The sequence below is a fragment of the Pontibacter diazotrophicus genome, from assembly GCF_003367245.1.
Lineage (GTDB): Bacteria > Bacteroidota > Bacteroidia > Cytophagales > Hymenobacteraceae > Pontibacter > Pontibacter diazotrophicus.
Map to the genome: position 1 here is coordinate 1 of NZ_QRGR01000044.1, position 19,421 is coordinate 19,421.

Consider the following 19,421-nt stretch of genomic DNA (forward strand, 5'->3'; position numbering starts at 1 on the left):
TGCCTGCAGTCACTGGGCGCTGCCCAGTAGTTTCTCAGCAGCCTGCCGTCCGCAGTGCGGTCAAAGCCCTTGAAGGGGAGCGGCTTGCCCATGGGGCAGATGTAGCGGTCGTTCTCCTTGTCATAGGGAAAGCCCTCTATCTCGGGCTTGTACATCCCGAACACGGGAATCCAGCCTGTGATGCCCTGCTGCTCGAGCATGAAATAGTTGGAGCCGTTGGAGTAGCCGGCATCTGCCAGCAACTCCTGCACGAGCAGCCCATTCTCCACCAGCCTTCTTTGCACCTGCATCACGAGGGAGGGCAGGTGCTGGCTGTCCCTGCCGTCGGCAAAGTCTGCCCGGACATGGGAGATAACACCTTTGGCCGTATCGACCACCATGCTGCAGTGGTAATTGAGCTTTCTGGCCTTTCCCGGTTTTACTGATATGCGGGCATCGGGGTCATGCGGGGCGTAGTGCGTTTTATTGCTGACCAGCTGTGCCTTCTCATGAGTTGACCCCAATGAGGTGAATGTGCCCCTGATATTCTCCTGATGCTTCTCCAGCTTCCTGAGCTGATGGGCAGGGGCGGTGATAGGCTGTGCTGGTTTGCTGTTTTTCTGAAGCATCCTTTGTTTGTCTGCCTCCTGCTGTTGCACTGACTCCACAGGCTGCTTTAGCAGCAGGATGTCCATGGAGGCGTTGGCCTTCACGGGCGCTGAGTCTACGGCCTGTGTGTCGCCCCTAACCATACCCTTCTCCACGCACAGGCTGAAGACCCTGTCAAAGAGCGACTCGAACAAGGCCTCGGGGAAAAGCTGGCGGGTGCGGGATACGGTGGAGTGCCAGGGCAGGGACTCGTCAAGCTGATAATCGAGAAAGTAAAGCAGGTCCAGGCGAAGGCTGCAGTGCTCGATGAGCTTCCTATCCGAAGTGATGTTCTCCAGGTAGCCCACCAGGCAGAGCTTGAAGAACACCACCGGGTCAATGCTCTGCTGGCCACACTTGCCGTAGTAACCCCGCGTCAGCTCGGTGAGGAAGCTCAGGTCCAACTGCTGCTTGAGCCGGCGGTAAAAGTTGTGCTCCGGCACATGCGCCGAGAGCGAGAAGAGCAGCTCCTTCTCATCTCTGAAAGTTTTCTTGCCCTGCATAACTACAAGCAATAGGTCATTATCCTTTAACGCCTATCTTCAACCGGTTGTGCAACAGCCACGTTAGAATTTTGAGATGAAGAATAGCTGTGGAGGAGGTCCTACTGAAAATAGCTTATCGGCTACCTCATAAAGTCAGTTATGTAAAATAAAGCCGCTGTATAAAACAAAGGTTTCTGTACAGCAAAACTTTTTCTTCTTTATAGTTTTTAAACCTCACAGTCCTTTAGCTTAGTTACCTACTGACCCGCTACTCATTATGTTTAGCACCTCAAAGAGCACTACGGCTCTATGCACAAGCAACAATTCTTCAAAGGAAAAGACCTGCCACCTCCTGAAACCATGCTACTTGCCAGAGCCTCCCCAATGGGTAAATGCGGCGTAGGGATGGCAGAAAATATCACTAGAGAAAGGATATTGCCCCATATGATGTAACAGGAAACAGAAACCCCGTAGGCTCAAAGCCTACGGGGTTTCTGTTTCCTGTTGCTTGACGCTTTATTTTTGCTCTTTATGCTGATTGCTGATTAGGGTTGAAGGCCTTGATAACGGAATCCGAGAAACGCTCCATTTCCTCTAACTGCGGGCTGCTCTGCAGCAGGAAGAAGTCTACGCCCACTTTCTCAAATTCCGCAATGCGGTCCTGAATCCTGGCCGGCGTACCCACCAAACCCGTTCGTAAACCTCGGTTCGTTACTGAATAATCCTGTAGCGACAGCTCCTGCTCTAGCTGCGTACCCGCCAGCCACTGCTGGTAGTTGTCGTAGCCAGCGGCAGACGCCTGAACGTTGGTAATACGATCCAGCTCCTGCTTTACTTCACCCTCAGAATCGCGCACAATACTATAGGCGGCCACGCCATACTTCATCGGCGGAAGGCCCAAAGCCTCGCGGCGGCGGCGCATGCCGGCAATGCGCTCCCCGATTTTCTCAGGAGAATCGCCGTGCATCACGTAACCGTCGCACTGCGTGCTGATAAGCGTTTTGGCTGCTTCCGACTCACCACCTGCGTAGATGAAGGGTTTCTTGGCCGGCTTTGGCTGCAGGATGTTATCCTCTACTTTGTAGTACTTGCCCTCATAGGTGAAGTGGTCTTTCTCCCACACATTCGTCACCACGTCCAGCCACTCCTTGGTGCGGGCGTAGCGGTCGTCGTGCTGCTCAAAGTGAATGCCGTACTTGGTGGCTTCATCGCGCCACCACGACGACACCACATTCAGCGAAAGTCTACCATTGCTGATCAGGTCAATGTTTGCAGCCTGCTTGGCCAACTGTGCCGGGTTGTGGAAAGTAGGCCGCACCGCCACCATTATTTCCAGTTGTTCCGTAACAGCCGCCAGGGCCGCCGCCGTAGACCAGGCATCCAGAGAAGGAGCCGCCTGTCCTTTTATGTCGTTCAGGTACAGCTCTGCAATAAGGGAGAGGCTGTAGCCCCAGTCCTCACTTCTTTGAGCCAATGTTTTCACATAATCCCAGGAGGTGTCCATGCCCTCGTCGGGAATGTTCCGGAGCCATCCTCCGAAAACAGGTAACCAATATCCAAACTCCATCTTATGCCTCCTGTAGTTTAAGTTGCGCTTTCTTTTCAAGGTAATCCACCAGGCGAGCGTGCGGGTTAAAACCGATCACGTTCACCGCATCCGCCACAAAGTTAGACAGTGCGTTCACATCGTAGTAGTAGATCTGACCGTCTCGCTCGTCCACCATGTACTCAATGCCACCCACGTCGATGCCTGCTTCCTGCACAATACGCTCAATAGCGTCTATTACTTCCTGCTCGGGCGTGAAGGCCTCTACCTTCAAACCGTTTTTCGGCGCATCCAGTGCGCAGGCGTTGCGGGTAAGTTCTTTGCCGTTTGTGGTCTGGCAGATGTCGGCCGGGCAGAGGTTAAAGCTTTCGCCGTTGGTGTACACCTTGATGGCGTAAAGGTATTTGCCGCCTAACGTTTCTACGCGGTTAATGTGTCCGCCGCGGGCCACCACGTACTCCTGCACCAGCGCTGTGTTGTCTATTCCGAGCTTCACTTCTCCGGCTTCTACCGCCTGGGCAAGTTCTTCGGCGGAGTCGTAGCGCACGATGCCGGCACCGCTGCCGCCGATGTTCGCCTTCACCACCACCGGGTAACGAAGGCCATCCGCAGCTTTTACCGCCTGGGAAGGATGGTTGATGACACGGGCTTTCGGGTAGGGTAGCCCCAGGCGCTCCAGCAGCGTGATCTGCAGGGCCTTTGACGTCTCGTACTGGAAGGCTTTGTAGCCGTTTACCACCGGAATGCCACGCGCCTCTAGCTGGGCCAGCAGGCCGAGTGTGTAAAATATGCCCTGCTCGTTGTTACGCAGGTAAGCTGAAGGGCTCATACGGTTAAAGAACAGGCTGTACGGCAGTTCCTTCTGCGCCGGGTCATACGTATGCTCGGCCGCGTTCAGGCGCTCATACGGTATACCACGGGCATCCAGTTCGTTAAACAATGGGCGGAACCAGTCCGGGTGCTCATGGAAAATAGCGATGGGTTTACCTGATGAATAAGTTGACATAGGATTTCTTGCTTAAGTTTATGTATAATGCTGCTGATAGCAGCCGGTGTTATGAATTCAACTTTTATGGATACCTGACGGATGAAAAGCCGCAGGTATGGTTCTAATCGGGTGAGGCGCTACTATATTTTGTACGGAAACATAGGGCACAGCTGTTTCTGAAGCTGCAGACGCTGGCGAATGGAGGTGACAAAGTGGTGAAAGGGTATCGCTTTACACCTACAGCCAGGGCAGCAGGATTAGCAACAACAGCAACAACAAGAAGTTGAGGTAGTAAATAAAGAGGTGTTACCGATGGTGTTGGACCGGTAAAATGTAGCTACCTGGACGGTAGAACTTGGTGAAAAGGTATTCTTCATGAATGCTAATTTATATGCCCTAAATAATTTTAGGCAGGATTTAGCACCTGGTTCTACAACTGGTTGCTAGAAGTTCACAGAGCCTGTTCTCTCCCTTCTTCTTTATAAATCAAATACGATGATAGGTAATTGACTTTACAGGTGCAAAATTGGCAGGTGGGATTTAGAATTCCAAATTTTTCAAAAGAAATAATGTAGATACACAGAATAAAGGCTGTTGCTTCAGCCCTCCTGGTAGCTGCGCCATGCACACTGAGCAGAAAGCACCTGCACATCTTTCATGATAAGGTGAGATAGCCAAGCTATAGTCTTACAGTAACTATTTGCAGCCTGTACCGGACTTAAAGGGAACAGCAATGTTCACTTTGGCAAAATGACATAGCCCTTTTCTTGACTACAAAAGAAAGTGTTATCTTTTGCTGCTTTCACGTCAACACAACGATTGTGGTACAGGTGGCGAATGGCATAAGAGATTACACTTAATTTGCTAATTGCGAGCTCTTGAGTGCATGGGAGGGGCTTTTCTATTTGCGCCTACCTCATTGACTCCGAGATGTTATTCATACCCGAGTTGATAATCCAGAGAGCAGGCGACTCCACAGGCCAATCCCGCCCAAGCTCCGAACCAATAGCGCAAGGCAACGCATCCTGGCAGCCATGAAAGCCCTTGCTGTACTTGACCTTAAATCCTACAGCTACTACTTCTGCTTTGTCGCTGTTTAGGAATCGCAGTTCTTCACATGTCACATAGAGTGCGGAAAGCTTGAGAGTTAGTTGTAGCAAGCGCTTAGAGCCGTCGTGTTACGTTGCTGTTCAATTCCTGCCTGCCATCACTCCCCCGTCCACATCCCAGATAGACCCGGTTACCCAGGAGCTTTTGTCTGTGAGCAGGAAATGAATGACATTGGCAACATCTTGTGCCCGCCCGACCCTTCCTATCGGGTGAAAAGAGTTGAACCCCTGCAGTGCCTCCTCTATTTTATCTTCCTCTATGAACGCAGCGTAGATAGGTGTCACCACCACTGCCGGCGATACGGCGTTGACGCGGATATTGTAGTCTGCCAGTTCCATGGCCAGGTGCTGGGTAAGGCTATGCAAGCCCGCCTTAGCCATGGAATACGCGGAGGAGGGAGTTGCCTTGATGGCTTGTTTGGCCCACATTGAGCCGATGTTGACGATGGACCCGCCTCCGTTGTCTCTCATCACCCTGGCCACTTCCTGGGTGATAAAGAAGAAGGCTTTGTTAAATGCATGGTAGAGGTCATAGTCTTCCTCGGTATGCTCAAGAAACGGCTTTGGGCTGAAGTACCCTGCTGCGTTGAGCAGGTACTTTAAATCAGGAAACGCTGTCTTGAGGCTGCTGGTGAACTGTTGCACGTCAGGCAGGCTGCTCAGGTCTACGCCTACTGCATGGGCTTTACCATGAGCGGACAGCTCTTCCCTTGCCGCCTCTAGCTTCTTGCCAGGTCTGCCCATGATGATTACTTCAATGCCGCCTTTTAGCAGCAGTTCTGCTGTGGCTCTGCCCATCCCTGTCGTGCCACCTACTATCAACGCTTGATCTGCCATTTTTTCTCTTTAGTTGTTAATCCATATAATACGGAAGCAAGGAAGGTAATGGGGGTAAGGAGGTAATATTTGCGCCGCTAAAGGTAAACCGATAAGCCATACCTGCATTTTACCCTTTCGGAACGTTACTGTTCCAAACCAGTATGGTACAACCAGTAGGGCTTGTAGCGTTGTGCTCGGTACCTGCAGGGTAGTAAAGATAGGAACCTGCTCCAAACTCTCTTCCTCCTTCAACGCCCGGATCCACATAAATACCATCCATCACAAATACCTCATCCGGAACTGAGTGGGCATGTTTAGGATATCCCTTGCCTGGTGCAATGCGCAGGAGCACGCGGTTTTCACCGGGGCGGGCGCGTAACACAATCTTCTCAACTCCTTCGCTGACGCTTTCCCATGCTGGTGCAGCGCCATCTGTATAATCTATATGAGACATGGTTGCTGGTCTTATTTTTGGCTACGAAAGTTAATGAATCTTTATTCTCCTTTCATAGTCCTGGCTACTTCTTATATTCTGTACGGTCTGCCACTAAGATAGTGACAGAACCTGCTTTAGAGAGATTGACATTACTTAATTCAATTCATCGTACCTCCACATATGTGCAAGACTACGGCAGTTAGTTTGATCCGCCTGTTTTCAGTTGATATGATTTCCCGGAATACGTGAGAATATTAAGATCGTGGAACCTGCAGCGGCACCTGCCCCTGCAGCCTGTATGGCGTCTCTTATTGCCATCTCACAAATCAAAATCATCCATAATATTTGAGACGACTTGATGATACGTTGCGTCTGATGAGAAGTAACTGTTCTCTCCAGGCAATCGCACCTATTAAGAAAGTTTCGCCAGCAGCTTCTTCAGGTTATCATATTCCGGCTGCTCCAGCACATTCAGCTCTCCCCCTGTCGCCAACTCCAGAGCCCGGTGGCACTGGCCCAGCCTGGCGAGCATGGGCTGTATCTGCTGGTTGTAGTAGTTGAAGAAATTGTAAATGTCCCGCGTCGAGCAGGGCAGCTTGTAGCCGGCGCTGGAGGAGACGACAAGCACCCCTTCGTCCCGCACCGGCCCCACCACCAGCGAGCGGAAGCGGTGCTCGGTGTAATTCTCGTACCTGTAGGAGTTGAGGTGCTGCAGCAGCTCATAGGTGTGAATGAACCGCGTCCTGTAGTTGTAGGTGAAGACCATCAGCAGGTACTCCACAAACACCATCCGGCTTCGGACAACCGGGTCCTCGCTGCCCGCGTGCCGCTCGAGGTAGTCCCGCGCCCGCAGCTGTGCCGCCGCCGTGATGGCCTCGTCCTGCGCGTCCGTTGCCATGCCCTCCGTGTCCACGGTGTAGGGCACGTACCCCTCCGGCCACCGGTTTACCCCCACGCACTGACCCGCCAGCTCCTGCTCCACATCCACCTCAGACAGCCCGGCATGAAACAGGTTGAGGCTTTCGCCCAGGAAGGAAGCCGGCAGCAGCAGCTCTGCCTCCTCCCCTGTCGAGAAAGTAAAGGTGGCCGGGGAGAAGAGGTCCACCTGGTGGTTTTTCAGTATGTAGCGGCGGAAGCTCTCCATGAACTCGGGCGTTCCCAGCTCATTGGCCACGATGCTCAGGTCCGGCACGGTGCGGTAGAGGTTGTTGTAGATAAGCCCCGAGAGGAACTTGTAGAACGTGCCCTTGTACTGGAGGGGCGACTTCTGGTGCAGCTTGCGCTTGTCCACCAGCAGCGCGTGAAAGGAAAAGTCTAATTTCTTTAACTCCTCCAGAAACTCCCGTCGTTGTACTATTCCGCTATCTCCTGCCGGAGGCGAAATCACACCTCCGGGGAAGTACTGCTCCCGGAGGCGGCGGAACCCCTCCTCTACTTCCCTTTTGTTCTCTTCCTCCACGAGCACGACCGTGATGGAGAAGTGCGTGCTGCCGGGGCCGTCGAAGGCGAAGCCGTGAGCTCCCGCCTCCGAGACAAAACCTGTTTTGGCCATAGTGTTGCTTTTATGTACTACCGGGAGCCTCCCCGGCTGTCGCGTATAAGATACTAATTATATTGTCATCTTCTATATTCAGCTAACAGTATTAGTCTTGCTTTTTCTGCCAGGTTATTGAATCGTGCGCCTTTATAAAAGGAGTATTTTCCTTCTGGCAGAGAAAGTAACTGTCTTACAAAAGGGGGAGAAACAGAAAGCACCGTTGGGGTGCCGGGAAAGAAGATGCCGGCTAGCCAGTTCTTCATGTCAAATAGTCGCTCCTTTTGCCGGTCGGCGGGATGTTCCACGGGTAAAATACGGCTTGTGAAAAAGGCTAGAACGCTCGTCCTAGTCTTTTTCGCCCCAACATGAGGCACCTAAAGCAGCTTTTTTTATCTTTGCTAAGCAACATACACCAGCTAAGAAAAGAGGAACATGAAGGTCATCGAATACTACCGGGTATCCACCGCCAAGCAGGGGCAGAGCGGCCTGGGGCTGGAGGCGCAGGAGCGGGCGGTCCGCGCCTACCTGCACAGCGCGGGGGCGGAGTCCGTGGCCCGCTTCGTCGAGGTGGAATCCGGGGGGAACAAGGACCGGATAACGGCGCAGAAGGACGTGACGATTGACAAGCTGATTCAGAAGAGGCCGACCCTCCAGCAGGCCATCCACCTGGCCGGCGCGACCGGGGCCACTATTGTGGTGAAGGAGTCCTCCAGGCTCTCGCGCTTCTCCCTCATCATCGACTACCTGATGTACCTGCGGGTGCACTTCGTGTGCGCCGACAACCCCAACGACGATGAGTTCTTCATCAAGATGCGGGTGCTGTTCGGGGAGGAGGAGTTGCGCAAAATATCGGAGCGGACCCGCAAGGCCCTTGCCTCCAGAAGACAGCGGGGCCTCAAGCTGGGCAACCCGGAGCAGTTTCACGACGAGGGCAGGAGAAAGGGGGCCGCCCGGGTGAAGCAGCTGGCCCTGGCCAGTGACACCAATAAGCAGATCCTGGACACTATCCTCGACAAGGTGCACCGGGGCATGTCGCCGCAGCAGATCGCCAGCCACCTCAACAGCATCAACCTGAAAACCATCAGGGGAAAGATGTTCAGGACCGGCACCATCAACATGTACCTCAAGAGAGCCAGGGAGCTCCAGCTCGTCTGATGGCCCGTGCCTTTTGAATGGAGTTCTGAAGAAGCCCCATCTTCTTTACCGCTACTTCATACATTTATATAAGTGAGGACCTTATGAGATGGAATATTGCTAGCAGCTCAACAGCCAAATGTGAGCTCCATGATGGCTTATAACAGATGTTATAAGCGTCCCCTTCATCAGTTAGAATCAAGGGAGTTTCAGTCCTTTGGCTGGAACAAGAAATACTATGGGCTACTTTAACTAAAATCCATCTGTACTGCTGTAAAGAAGAAGCCAAGCTGGATAAGCCTCCCGCCAGCTGCACCAGGATTTATTTGCTGAGTACTTTTGGGTACTTTATTGTTTATTCTACCAAACATATAACGCTTATTTGGCTGACAGACACTTTAAGGTGGAGGCTTGGGTGGAAAGTTCTTAAATGCACTTGGTGGCCTTACTTTCTCATAACCTGCTTTACATACCTTGATTCTCTCCCCTCTAGCGGCTTGCTTGTAGCCAGTCTTGAAGAAGCAATAGCAGGAACTCGCTTAAATAATAAAAGGTCCTACAGTAAAATTACCGCAGGACCTTTTATTATCATATTCAGCAGTCCACCTTGTTAGTGGCTCTGCCAAACGCTTATTCAGTAAAGCGTCTGCCTTAGCTTTATAGCCTGTGTTTTACAGGACCTAATTCAACTTACTGTATAAGGAGGCTTCCTCCACTCAAGACACCTACAACTACTTGGTTATCTTCAATGATATCAGCATCTCTTAACAGGTTAGTAAGAATCTCACTGTTATTGCTTAAGATTGGACTGTTGTTCAAAACATTGTTAAGGATATTGATTTCAGCGTCATTAAGAACATCCTCAACATTCACCAGGGTAAAGTCATTTAGAACATTATCTAACTCAACATCAACCTGAACAGCTCCAATGTTAACATTGATTAAACCTGCTACTGCCTGACCTACATTTGCATTCTGCTGCGCCTTGGCATCATTAGCAGAAAGGAAAGTGAACATGGCCACAGCCACCATTGCGAATGCTACTTTTAAATTTTTCATAAGTTTGTTATTTAAGTGTGTGATAAATTTGTTATTGTACCTTCAACGACTACAAATTTCTATAGTTGCAAAACGACAACTTAAACTAATACAATTATATTAGTTTACAAAAGTATATCGATAAAAGGTAAAAGGTTGTAATTCAGGACTATGTAAAAATAAAAAAAAGCATCAGGACAAATCATATTTACAAAATACACTTCCTTTGCATAAAATAATAGCACCTAATACAGCTGTTTTATGTAAAAGAATTATTTCCAAGTGTAATTAATAACAAATCCTTAATCTCATTAATCAAAACCATTCCTGAATACCTGAAAAGTATAATTAAACAAATACATTTCACCTATTTTGCTCAATAGGCACTACATCTATGTTACCTTTTGAAGAAGTATTACATATATTCAAAAAAACCTTGATGCTTGTAGAAGATGTTTATACTTTAAAAATAAACAAGCATAATAATTTAATAATACAATTTAACTTTACTCAGCAGAACTGTTAAAATTGTAGGTAAAACTGAGCATATAAAAACTGCCTAAAGCATTCTGAACCGATTGCTCAATGTAATTTTGTGTGGCAAACTGGGTTGCTCCTATATTGCGGTTGAGCATATTGAGCCCGGAAAGCCTCACTTCCCCTCTGTTGTCCTTCAATACTAACTTTGATAAAGAGAGATTCAAGGTAGGAATTCCCTGCTCAAAGTTAGCCTGCCTGTTTCTGAACTTGCTGTAAGTAAAGTCGGCGGTGAAATAGAAACTTTTAAGAAAATGTATAGTAGCATCCGCAACATAAGCAGCATTTACAAATACCTGGTCCCTCTGCTGGTTCAGTTCATATTCGGAACTTGTCCGCGTTAAAAAAGCGCGGATATTAACGTCTACAAACTCTTTATAGGTATAAGCATAGCCAATGTTGGCACCAACTGATCTTTGGGTAATAGTACCTTCCATACTATTCAGAAGGTTAACGCTCTCCCCCTGGCGCAGGTAAGGGCTCAGGTTAAAACGGCTGTTGTATCTCCGGACAGGAACCCCCACGTTAACATATGCCGCTAAAGAGTTGCTCTGGCTCACATTCACATATTGCGTAGTGCGCACCTGCCTTTCGTCTATCGTAACAGCAGCCGTAATTGGGTTTGTGGTGTAGTTGTAATTCAGGGAGCTTGTTAAAAAGATACCCGATGCGGCATCTGAGGTATTAAATTGAAGTTTAGCCTGGTGCGTGTACTCCGGCCGCAGATTGGGGTTACCAATATACAGATGTAGTGGGTCATACCGCGATACCACAGGCTGAAGCTGGTTGATTGAGGGTTCTCTGACAGAAGTAGTATAATCTAAGCTCAAGCGGGTACTTCGGCTAAACCTCCTGTTGTAGTTAACGTGCGGTAGTACATTCCTGAAAGTACGTTCTAAATTATCATCAGGAGCCTCCACCTTTCTCGCAAGGTCTGATTGTTGTACCCTCGCCCCTACAGACAAGTTATACTTGCCCTGGTTGAGACGGTAAGTAAGCCCTATTCGTTGGTACAGAAACGTGGAACTAAACCGACTGCTTTGATCTGCAGCAAAAAAACTGGTATCGCCTACCAGGTCATATACCTCCAGGTTAGCTTTAGAGGCGCGGTTTGAAACATCGTAAGTCGCCTGCAGAAACTGCTTATTGCCCAATGGCTCCGTATAAGTTCCTTTCAGGCTATAGCTCAAATCCTTATTTTCCTGCTCATTCCGCTGCCGTACTTCCTCTTCATCACCCTCCTTAAATCTGGTAAAGGAAGCAGCGCGCCCCTTTGTATCATCCTGGTAAACTGAAAATTGATTTGTAAGGGTAAATAGTCTGCCACTTTTACCGAAACGGTGCCCATAGAACAAATCTGTATCCAGGTTAAAGCTATTGTTTCTTGTAAGTGCAGTTCTCTCCCCTTCATATACAAGCGAGTCTGCCACTGAGAAGGATTGCCTGCTGCTGCTGCTGGCATTACGAGCCCCCGAATAACCAAAATTGGCATTTAGTCTGACAGTATTGATAGAATCTTTATGCTCTACACCTGCCGTGGCATTGTGGAGGCTGTTCCTGTTCTCATTCCGACTCTCCTCGTAATACAAGGCAGTACCTTCCGGCAGAAAATTCTGCCTTATCAAATTGCTTAGAATAGTGGCATCGGTGTGATTAAATAAATAGCTTCCTGTCAGGCTGGTTTTAGGTGTAAGTTGCCTGAAAACATTTGCCCCCCCCGTGTGAGCGTTCACCAGACCATTCTGGCCCGGGCTTCTGGAGGCGCTGGCTCCGGTTTTTGCAGCGTCTGAGCCACCCGAAGAAAGATCTATGTTGTTTATGTTATTACTTGTTCCAAACACCGATAACATATTTCCCTCATCAAGAAGATTGTAGTTTCCCTGCGTCATGTAGCGTTTACTAGTGCCGATACCAGCCGTTGCTTTTCCAAAACCTGTATTTTGCCTATCTTCCTTCAACGTCAGGTTAATCACCTTCTGACGGCGCCCGTCATCTATACCGGAAAACCTGGCTTCCTGTGATTGTTCATCGATTACCTGCACATTTTCGATGGCATCGGCGGGCAAATTCTTTGTGGCCGTTTTCAAATCCCTCCCAAAGAATTCTTTCCCATCTACAAATATCCGGGTAACACGTTCGCCCTGCACGCTGATATTGCCGTCGCTTTGCACATCCAACCCAGGTAATTTTTTCAGCAGTTGTTCTACATTCGCATTCGGGCGGGTGGTATACGAGCCGGCATTATATTCCACAGTATCCTCCTTTACCGTAACAGGAGCTTTTATACCTGTTACTTCTACCTCTTGTAATTCACTTGCCACAGGCTTGAGCGCAATAGTACCCATGTCGAGGGTATCAGAGGGAGGAGACATGGTGAGGTTTAAATAAAAAGGGGAATAGCCCAGAAAAGATACTTTAAAGATGTAGCTGCCTTCCCTGATATCTTCAAGGAGAAAATTGCCTTCCGTGGTGGTGGTGGTATACTGCACTACTGCTGAGTCAGTAGATTGCAGCAGGAAAACAGAGGCTGAAGGCAGGGCCCCGACTTCTTTCTCTACTACCCTACCTTTAATGTAGTGCAGTTGCGGAAAAGCTACATGACTTGTAAACAGCAGTACAAAAAATAAAAGAAACTTCCTCATCCACCTAATTTGTTTTCATAGTTAGTCAGGTATTGTTTATCCTTGACTTACACTCAGCTAAGCCACTGCTAATATACTGTGGTCAGCTCTTGAGTATACGAAGTCCTTTTACCGTTTGCTATGCTACTGTTGTTGTGTCATTTCAGGAGTAACTCAAAATTTTTGACCAGTCAAAGTGAAGCAGTGCGCTCTTAAAATTGCCTAACTAATTCATTAGCGGCAATTTTAGGGGGTTATTGAGTTGTCGAAAAAGCCAGCTTATTTCAAGAGCGGCTATTCAATAAACCCCTCATCGCACGTAATATTCTCAACTGATAGCAATGGGTAATGGTTGTTCGATTAACCTGTGGTCTACTACAACAAAAAGCCGCTCCACTTTAAATGGAGCGGCTTTTTTGGTTCGATAATTCTTCCCCCTCGGTTGGGGTTAAGCTGGTCAGGAGCCTAACTTTTACACCCCTATAGCCTGTATTTCCAACTACTGGCTACAGCTCAAACTCCTTCACCTTCGCGTCCGGCACAAAGAACTTCTGCGGGTCGAACTCCTCCAAAGGCCTGCCTTCGGCTACTCTGTCCGCCCAGTCCTTGTTGGCGAGCGCCGCCTTGCCGGGTGTGACCACGTCCACCTCCCCGCTCTCGAGCATCTTCTCCCCCTGCCCAGGGGTGTTCAGGTTGCCGTTCACCACCACCGGCAGCCCCCGTGCTTTTTCGCCAGAGCTGCCAGCGTGGGACCGCCTTCCTTGAAAGCCGGCTGGTCGGCGTGGTACTCCGTCACGTGGATGAAGTCCAGGCCCGCTTGACCCAGGGCGGAGAATATAACCTCGTCGTCCTCCTTCCCGCCGGCCCACTTGTGCGTGTAGTCGTTGACCTTGCTCTGGGAAATTCTTATCCCCACAAGGAAGCCCTCGCCTACCGCCTCGCGGCAGGCCTGCGCCGTCTCCACGAGCAGCCGAACCCTGTTCTCCGTGCCGCCGCCGTACACATCCTCTCGCCGGTTGGTGTAGTCGGTCAGGAACTGGTCCAGCACATAGCCGTTCGCGCCGTGGATCTCAACGCCGTCGAAGCCGGCCTCTCTGGCGTTCAAGATCAACTTTTAAGAGCCAAAGCAAATCGATGAATTCGCCGCCGCCAACTTCGATGTTCTTAGAGAAAGAAGAAAAAAACACCGATCCATGTAAGGGCAGTCACCGGGCATTGTGAAACTTGAACCGTCCCGGGTTTACAGCACGGGACGGTTCATGTTTAATCTTTGTAGTCTCGGCCATAATAGTGCAGCCACCTAATCCTTTCCCTGAATGCTTAAAGCTGTAGAACCCCGGATGCGTTCTCTTCTATTGTTAGCAGAAGCTCCTGAAGCTCCTTCTCTGTAGAGAGCGGGTTCATGAGGGAGACGCGCAGGTAGAGCTCCCCGTTCAAAACTGTCTGCACAATATAGAATCTCCCCTCTTCAAGCAAAGCCTTACGGATAGCCAGGTTTAACTTGCTAAGGTCACCTTCCGCTGCGGTAAACCGGAAGCAGACGATATTGCACTGTGGCTCATAAGCCAACTCCAGGTTTTCGTTCGCCCTGATCATATCTGCGAACCTTTCAGCCAACCCATAAAGCCGTTCTATGTTTTCCTTAAAAACCTCGTCCCCATACGTTCTGGAGATAGTGTAGACATTCAGGGCCGACATGGCTTTCGTGCATTCGAAGGTGCGCTTGCCGCCGTTGTACCACTCCTCTGTGTTCTGATCTGTCCAGAGGTACTGCGCCCGCTGCGAGAAGGTCTTGTAGGCATCGCCACCGCTTTTAAATAGCACAGCCGTTGAAAGTGACGGCGTCATCATCATCTTGTGGTAATCCACCACCACTGAGTCTGCTTCCTCAATACCCGCCACCAGGTGCCTGTACTTTGGGGAGAAGGCTGCCGGTGCTCCGTGGGCCCCATCCACATGGAACCAGATATTATACTTCCTGCTGAAAGCGGCAATGGCTCTTAGGTCATCATAAGAGCCTGTGGAAGTAGAGCCTGCGCAACCGATCACACTGACAACCTGCTTCCCCTCTGATAGGGCCTGCTGGTAATATTGCTCCAGCAGCTCGGTGCGCATCTGGAATTTCTCATTCACAGGTACCTTAATAATGCCTGCTGCTCCCAAACCCATGATGCGGGCAGAACGGTCGATACAGTAATGCGCCTCTTCCGATACCAAAACAGCAAGTTGCTGACCATCCTCATAACCGTTGTGCCAAATGTCTGTGGCAGCTGCCCTTGCCGCCAGCAATGCCGTCAGGTTACCCAAAGACCCACCGGAGGTAATAAAACCTGAGGTCTCCCTGCCAAAGCCCAGCTTTTGCGCCAGGTGCTCCGTGAGCACCTTTTCCAAAGTGTTACCCACCATGCCCATTTCATAAACGCCCATCCCCTGGTTCAAAAGGGCTGTAAGGGCTGCCGATAGTACGGTAACAGGTAGAGTCGGAGTAGTTTGGTGACCTAGGTACCGCTTGCGGTGCACCTGAATGGAGCGGTCCATCACCCTCTCGAAGAGATCAAGAGGATCCGCCAGGTTTGGTTTTCGGAAATCCTTCTGCCAGTAATCCAACTGCTCTTTCGGACTCTGCCACGGAATCGCCTGAATCTCTGCTCTGTCTGACGTGGCCTCCGACAGGTAATCCGCCATCATGTCGATGAGCGCATGCCCCTTTTTGCGAAAGGTCTCAATGTCGTATGCTTTATCTAATATATTGTCCATGTAAGTTAAGTCTGTTGTTTACTGCAAAGAAACGAAGGAGTGCCTTGCTGAAAAAGAAAGTGTTCATTTTCACCTGCCCCCACGTGGCTACCTAAATAAGTTCTTCAAATAAGGTGTTCATTCCTCCTTTACACTGCAGCTAATGTATTACCTCCTCCATACAATTTCTGCGAAATATTAAGCGTATCTGGCTAACTGATAGCCTGCTCAGTGTCTCTGATCAAATCCGTAACATCCTCTATTCCCACCGAAAGCCGCAACAGGCTACCGGTTATCCCCTGCTCCAAGCGCTCTTCTTCCGTTAAGCTTGCGTGGGAGGAGGTAGAGGGCTGGCAGATGGTGGTTTCCACTCCGCCCAAACTCAGAGCCGGGATGATCAGCTGCAGCCTGCTTAAAAACGTTTCCGTCTGCCCTGCATTTTTCAACTCAAAAGATAGCATCCCCCCGAAGCTACCGTTCATTTGACTGGCAGCCACAGCATGGTTCGGGTGAGTCTCCAACCCAGGATAATACACCTTCTCTATTGCCGGATTCTCCTGTAAAGCCCTGGCCATTTTCATGGCATTGTCGCTTTGCTTCTCCACCCGAAGGGCGAGTGTTTTCAGGCTCCGCTCAATCAGGTAGCAGTCCAGGCCATTCAAACTCCCTCCAAAATTCAGAGCACTCTGATAGATAATATCATTTAGCTTCTGAGAGGTAACCAATGCACCAAAGCACAGGTCATGGTGCCCTCCCAAGTACTTGGTCCCGCTGTGAACAACAATATCGATCCCTAGTGAGATAGGGTTCTGTATAATTGGTGTGGCAAAGGTATTGTCTACTATGGATATCAGGTTATGCTTTTTAGCTACCCTGCCAACGGCCTCCAGGTCAACCACAGAAAGCAAGGGGTTGGAGGGAGTCTCTGTGTAAATAACTTTGGTGTTTTCTCTGATCCTGGACGCGACCTCCCCCATATCGGCATTGGAGATGAAATCAAACGCGATGTTGTATTTAGGAAACTCCTCCAAAATCAGCTTCGCGGTGCCCCCGTAAATCTCCTTTGAAAAAAGGGCATGGTCTCCGGCTTTGAGAAAAGAAAACAGAACAGTGGAGATGGCTGCTGTTCCTGAGCTGAAGAGCAAGCCGGCCTCCCCCTCCTCTAGCCTGCAGAGCTTGTCTACTATTAATTTCTGGTTTCCCGTGTTATAATTTCTGGGATACAGAATTTCATCATAGCCAATGTACCTGTTGGCGGTAGATGTATAGATGGGGGTGTTCACTCCCTGGTCTTGCTGCTGGCTATGAACACAGGCTGTTTCTCTACTAAACATGAGATTATATGTTTGACAGGCTTTTGCAGTCTACTCTTCTACTTCTAAGGTCACCTCTATTTCAACGGCTATACCACCGGGCAGAGAACCCATGCCAACCGCCGTTCGCACATGCTTCCCTTTTTCCCCGAACACCTCCACCATCAGGTCAGAAAAACCGTTGATCACTTTCGGGTGATCCGCAAAACCCTCCGTGGCGTTCACCATCCCCAGCACTCTCACGATCCTCTTTACCCGACTAAGCTCACCGAGTGCATACTTGATAGTGGCCAGCACACAGACTCCCGCATTACGGGCAGCCTGGTAGCCTTGCTCCACCGTCAGGTCTTTTCCCAGTTTTCCGATGTCAACGGCAGTCGGGGCTCCGCAATAGGCGTGCCCTGACAGATATAACAGGTTCCCTGCCTGAACATGCGTTACATAGTTGGCAACGGGTTTAACAGGTGCAGGGAGTTCTATTCCCATTTTTTTTAAACGTTCTTCCGGATTGGTCATGATGATCTAATTAAGGTAATTATAAAGTACCCAAAGTAAACAATAGTTGTAGAAAATGCAGAACTGCATTGAACAAAGAGCAGCGGGATAAGCTACATAGGTTGTATTTATGGGGTACCTAGGGAGAGCAGTTTCTCCTGACCGATAGACGACAAACCCATTTCCCCCACTTTTGCCTTCAGCTCTTCCTTATTACCATAGCCATACAAAAAACAGTTTACACGAGCTGCAGCCGTTGAATGCACAAAGTCTGAAAATCCAGGATACCTATCACTAAACTGCTCCATGAGCTCCGGTTGCCGTTGCAGTTTGTATTTCTGATGCCGGTTTTCAGCCAGGTAAAACTCCTTGTAGGGGTACGCAGCCGTATATATTCCCCTGCCTGACTGGCTAGCAAGATCTGTTTTTGCCTGATGCAGCAACTGTTCCTGTTCTCCATCATGATAAAAACAGCAGACATATACTGCCTCTTCCAGAATTCCTGAAGTGGGTTGTGGTGCCGGAAGAAAAAAGATAGCAGCTCCTGATAGCTTAGGTTGCGAGGATTATAATCTAGCTGTACTGTTTCGATATGGTCAGCCAGGTGCCAGTAGGTGGGGTTACTGGTACTGCCACCCGCATAGCCCACTCTTGTCCGGATAACACCTTCTAAAGAACCAAAGAGTGCATCCGGCTTCCAAAAGCACCCCATCGCGAATGTCGCCGTCTCAAATTCTTTAACGGCGGGTGAATTTATATAGTTATCTTTTGTGCTTCCGGTGTCTGTCATGGTCATATTGTTGCCGCCTCTTCCCGCTTCATTTGCTCATATACTAGTGCTACAGCACACAATTAGCTTTTGCTTAAACCAACGTTGCTCAGGTTCCCTTCTTTTCCTCTACAAAATGCATCTAATCAGAAGTAACTTTATTTAGTAAATAGATAACTCTGTCAGTAGCAGTACCTAGTATAAGATGTGCGACAAAGCCTCTCGCGTGTGCCTGCCATGGATAAGCGAAAGGCCCCGAGGCATACCCCATCGCAGGCACGATGATTTCATCAAAACTAATGAATAACCCAACCCCATAAAGCGGGCCCCTCCAGAAGCCATACTTTTTCAGGCGATGCCTCCAGAGGGCGTAGAGGACTCCTGGCGCAATTCCCATACAATAATGGATACTCCTGCCAACAATGTACTGCTGCTTCTGAGGCAAGTTGATGTTCCATGCATCGGTTAAGTGCTTTCCTGCTGCGTTCGGGGCATACCGGCCTCCCTTTTGTGCGGCTCTCTCCTGCACCAACGTAGCAGTATCTGCGTGGCTGTACCAGTACCAGGTGAACCGGTCCATCAGCCACACCCCAACAGCTCCAGCTATGGCCCCTTTCATTAAGCGGTCCATGATGATTCCCATACTTCTTAACGCTCCCCCTATGCTGGCAGCGCCTCATCCAAACCCCTCAACACGCCGTCAGTTACCATGCCTACTGCCAGGTGGCCGGCCAACCCTCTGACGTGTGCCTGCCATGGGTAAGCCATAGGCCCGGAGGACAGACCCAGTGCAGGAGCCAGTATCTCATCCATTACCACAAACAAGCCGAATCCGTACAATGCTCCCATCCCAGTATCTAACCCTTTTACCTTGTGCCTGAGCACGCCATAGAGCATACCTGGCGCCATCCCGAGGAAGTAGTGCACGCCCCTTCCGGCCATCCACCGCTGCTTGTCCGTCAGCTCCTCCCCTGTCGCCTCGAGCACTTTGTCTACAGCCACGTCCGCCACGTACTTTCCGTGCACCTGCGCCTTTTTCTCCTGCAAATAAGCTTTCGGATCTTCGTTCTTGTACATATACCATGTTATCCTATCCATCACCCAAACGGAAACCGCTCCGGCAATGGCACCTTTAACTAATTCTGCTGCTATATTTTTTGACCCTCTTGACATGTAGAAATATTGAAAAATGAATATCTGTTTACTTGTTGTTAAACAACTTATACTACGG

The 19,421-nt window shown here is 49.6% G+C and carries 17 protein-coding genes, 1 pseudogene and 1 riboswitch; of the genes and pseudogenes, 1 reads left to right on the forward strand and 17 read right to left on the reverse strand.

Going from position 1 to position 19,421, the window contains the following annotated elements; all coding sequences use genetic code 11:
• The 7 genes from DXT99_RS24965 to DXT99_RS24995 all read right to left on the reverse strand — a co-directional run.
• A partial coding sequence (locus DXT99_RS24965) for a transposase (RefSeq protein WP_115568325.1) occupies window positions 1-1,130 on the reverse strand: 1,130 nt, incomplete at its 3' end.
• A gap of 511 nt (window positions 1,131-1,641) precedes the next feature.
• Window positions 1,642-2,679, reverse strand: a complete 1,038-nt coding sequence (locus tag DXT99_RS24970) for an LLM class flavin-dependent oxidoreductase (protein WP_115568326.1) — start codon at window positions 2,677-2,679, stop codon at window positions 1,642-1,644.
• Between the two features lies 1 nt (window position 2,680).
• Complete coding sequence (locus DXT99_RS24975; RefSeq protein ID WP_115568327.1) at window positions 2,681-3,664, reverse strand: ATP-grasp domain-containing protein; 984 nt, start codon at window positions 3,662-3,664, stop codon at window positions 2,681-2,683.
• Window positions 3,665-4,030: 366 nt separating this feature from the next.
• Window positions 4,031-4,134, reverse strand: a riboswitch (SAM riboswitch).
• A 423-nt stretch (window positions 4,135-4,557) separates the two neighbouring features.
• The gene (locus DXT99_RS24980) at window positions 4,558-4,806 is read right to left on the reverse strand and encodes a hypothetical protein (RefSeq protein WP_115568328.1); all 249 of its coding nucleotides are present in this window, start codon (window positions 4,804-4,806) and stop codon (window positions 4,558-4,560) included.
• A gap of 30 nt (window positions 4,807-4,836) precedes the next feature.
• A complete protein-coding gene (locus DXT99_RS24985) occupies window positions 4,837-5,592 on the reverse strand; it encodes an SDR family NAD(P)-dependent oxidoreductase (protein ID WP_115568329.1) in 756 nt (251 codons plus the stop codon).
• A gap of 109 nt (window positions 5,593-5,701) precedes the next feature.
• On the reverse strand, window positions 5,702-6,028 hold the full coding sequence (locus tag DXT99_RS24990; RefSeq protein WP_115568330.1) for a cupin domain-containing protein: 327 nt from the start codon (window positions 6,026-6,028) through the stop codon (window positions 5,702-5,704).
• A gap of 394 nt (window positions 6,029-6,422) precedes the next feature.
• A complete protein-coding gene (locus tag DXT99_RS24995) occupies window positions 6,423-7,562 on the reverse strand; it encodes a DUF3800 domain-containing protein (protein WP_115568331.1) in 1,140 nt (379 codons plus the stop codon).
• Window positions 7,563-7,979: 417 nt separating this feature from the next.
• Between DXT99_RS24995 and DXT99_RS25005 the strand changes: the two genes are divergently transcribed.
• Window positions 7,980-8,702 carry a recombinase family protein gene (locus DXT99_RS25005; RefSeq protein ID WP_115568333.1) on the forward strand — a complete coding sequence of 241 codons (723 nt, stop codon included), beginning with the start codon at window positions 7,980-7,982 and terminating at the stop codon, window positions 8,700-8,702.
• 669 nt (window positions 8,703-9,371) lie between these two features.
• Here the strand turns inward: DXT99_RS25005 and DXT99_RS25010 are convergent.
• The 10 genes and pseudogenes from DXT99_RS25010 to DXT99_RS25055 all read right to left on the reverse strand — a co-directional run bounded on the left by DXT99_RS25010 (window position 9,372) and on the right by DXT99_RS25055 (window position 19,363).
• A complete protein-coding gene (locus DXT99_RS25010) occupies window positions 9,372-9,740 on the reverse strand; it encodes a hypothetical protein (protein ID WP_115568334.1) in 369 nt (122 codons plus the stop codon).
• A 485-nt stretch (window positions 9,741-10,225) separates the two neighbouring features.
• Window positions 10,226-12,898: an outer membrane beta-barrel protein gene (locus tag DXT99_RS25015; protein WP_115568335.1), complete on the reverse strand. Its 2,673-nt coding sequence runs from the start codon at window positions 12,896-12,898 to the stop codon at window positions 10,226-10,228.
• A 485-nt stretch (window positions 12,899-13,383) separates the two neighbouring features.
• On the reverse strand, window positions 13,384-13,518 hold the full coding sequence (locus DXT99_RS27810) for a hypothetical protein (RefSeq protein ID WP_262511384.1): 135 nt from the start codon (window positions 13,516-13,518) through the stop codon (window positions 13,384-13,386).
• 59 nt (window positions 13,519-13,577) lie between these two features.
• On the reverse strand, window positions 13,578-13,982 hold the full coding sequence (locus DXT99_RS25020; protein WP_220273451.1) for an oxidoreductase: 405 nt from the start codon (window positions 13,980-13,982) through the stop codon (window positions 13,578-13,580).
• Between the two features lie 215 nt (window positions 13,983-14,197).
• Entirely contained in the window at window positions 14,198-15,634 is a 1,437-nt protein-coding gene (locus tag DXT99_RS25025; RefSeq protein ID WP_115568336.1) for a pyridoxal phosphate-dependent decarboxylase family protein, read from the reverse strand.
• Between the two features lie 191 nt (window positions 15,635-15,825).
• The gene (locus DXT99_RS25030) at window positions 15,826-16,947 is read right to left on the reverse strand and encodes a trans-sulfuration enzyme family protein (protein WP_115568337.1); all 1,122 of its coding nucleotides are present in this window, start codon (window positions 16,945-16,947) and stop codon (window positions 15,826-15,828) included.
• Window positions 16,948-16,977: 30 nt separating this feature from the next.
• The gene (locus DXT99_RS25035) at window positions 16,978-17,442 is read right to left on the reverse strand and encodes a RidA family protein (protein WP_115568338.1); all 465 of its coding nucleotides are present in this window, start codon (window positions 17,440-17,442) and stop codon (window positions 16,978-16,980) included.
• 107 nt (window positions 17,443-17,549) lie between these two features.
• Window positions 17,550-18,217 (reverse strand): annotated as a pseudogene (locus tag DXT99_RS25045) (peptide-methionine (S)-S-oxide reductase).
• Between the two features lie 115 nt (window positions 18,218-18,332).
• Window positions 18,333-18,833, reverse strand: a complete 501-nt coding sequence (locus DXT99_RS25050) for a DUF1440 domain-containing protein (RefSeq protein ID WP_115568341.1) — start codon at window positions 18,831-18,833, stop codon at window positions 18,333-18,335.
• A 17-nt stretch (window positions 18,834-18,850) separates the two neighbouring features.
• Window positions 18,851-19,363: a DUF1440 domain-containing protein gene (locus tag DXT99_RS25055; protein ID WP_115568342.1), complete on the reverse strand. Its 513-nt coding sequence runs from the start codon at window positions 19,361-19,363 to the stop codon at window positions 18,851-18,853.
• Window positions 19,364-19,421: the final 58 nt, after the last annotated feature.

Excerpts from the sequence above, each read along its gene's own strand:
- DXT99_RS24970 (WP_115568326.1), bottom strand. The coding sequence starts at position 2,679 with ATGGAGTTTGGATATTGGTTACCTGTTTTCGGAGGATGGCTCCGGAAC.
- DXT99_RS24975 (WP_115568327.1), bottom strand. The coding sequence starts at position 3,664 with ATGTCAACTTATTCATCAGGTAAACCCATCGCTATTTTCCATGAGCAC.
- DXT99_RS24985 (WP_115568329.1), bottom strand. The coding sequence starts at position 5,592 with ATGGCAGATCAAGCGTTGATAGTAGGTGGCACGACAGGGATGGGCAGA.
- DXT99_RS24990 (WP_115568330.1), bottom strand. The coding sequence starts at position 6,028 with ATGTCTCATATAGATTATACAGATGGCGCTGCACCAGCATGGGAAAGC.
- DXT99_RS24995 (WP_115568331.1), bottom strand. The coding sequence starts at position 7,562 with ATGGCCAAAACAGGTTTTGTCTCGGAGGCGGGAGCTCACGGCTTCGCC.
- DXT99_RS25005 (WP_115568333.1), top strand. The coding sequence starts at position 7,980 with ATGAAGGTCATCGAATACTACCGGGTATCCACCGCCAAGCAGGGGCAG.
- DXT99_RS25010 (WP_115568334.1), bottom strand. The coding sequence starts at position 9,740 with ATGAAAAATTTAAAAGTAGCATTCGCAATGGTGGCTGTGGCCATGTTC.
- DXT99_RS25015 (WP_115568335.1), bottom strand. The coding sequence starts at position 12,898 with ATGAGGAAGTTTCTTTTATTTTTTGTACTGCTGTTTACAAGTCATGTA.
- DXT99_RS25025 (WP_115568336.1), bottom strand. The coding sequence starts at position 15,634 with ATGGACAATATATTAGATAAAGCATACGACATTGAGACCTTTCGCAAA.
- DXT99_RS25030 (WP_115568337.1), bottom strand. The coding sequence starts at position 16,947 with ATGTTTAGTAGAGAAACAGCCTGTGTTCATAGCCAGCAGCAAGACCAG.
- DXT99_RS25035 (WP_115568338.1), bottom strand. The coding sequence starts at position 17,442 with ATGACCAATCCGGAAGAACGTTTAAAAAAAATGGGAATAGAACTCCCT.
- DXT99_RS25050 (WP_115568341.1), bottom strand. The coding sequence starts at position 18,833 with ATGGGAATCATCATGGACCGCTTAATGAAAGGGGCCATAGCTGGAGCT.
- DXT99_RS25055 (WP_115568342.1), bottom strand. The coding sequence starts at position 19,363 with ATGTCAAGAGGGTCAAAAAATATAGCAGCAGAATTAGTTAAAGGTGCC.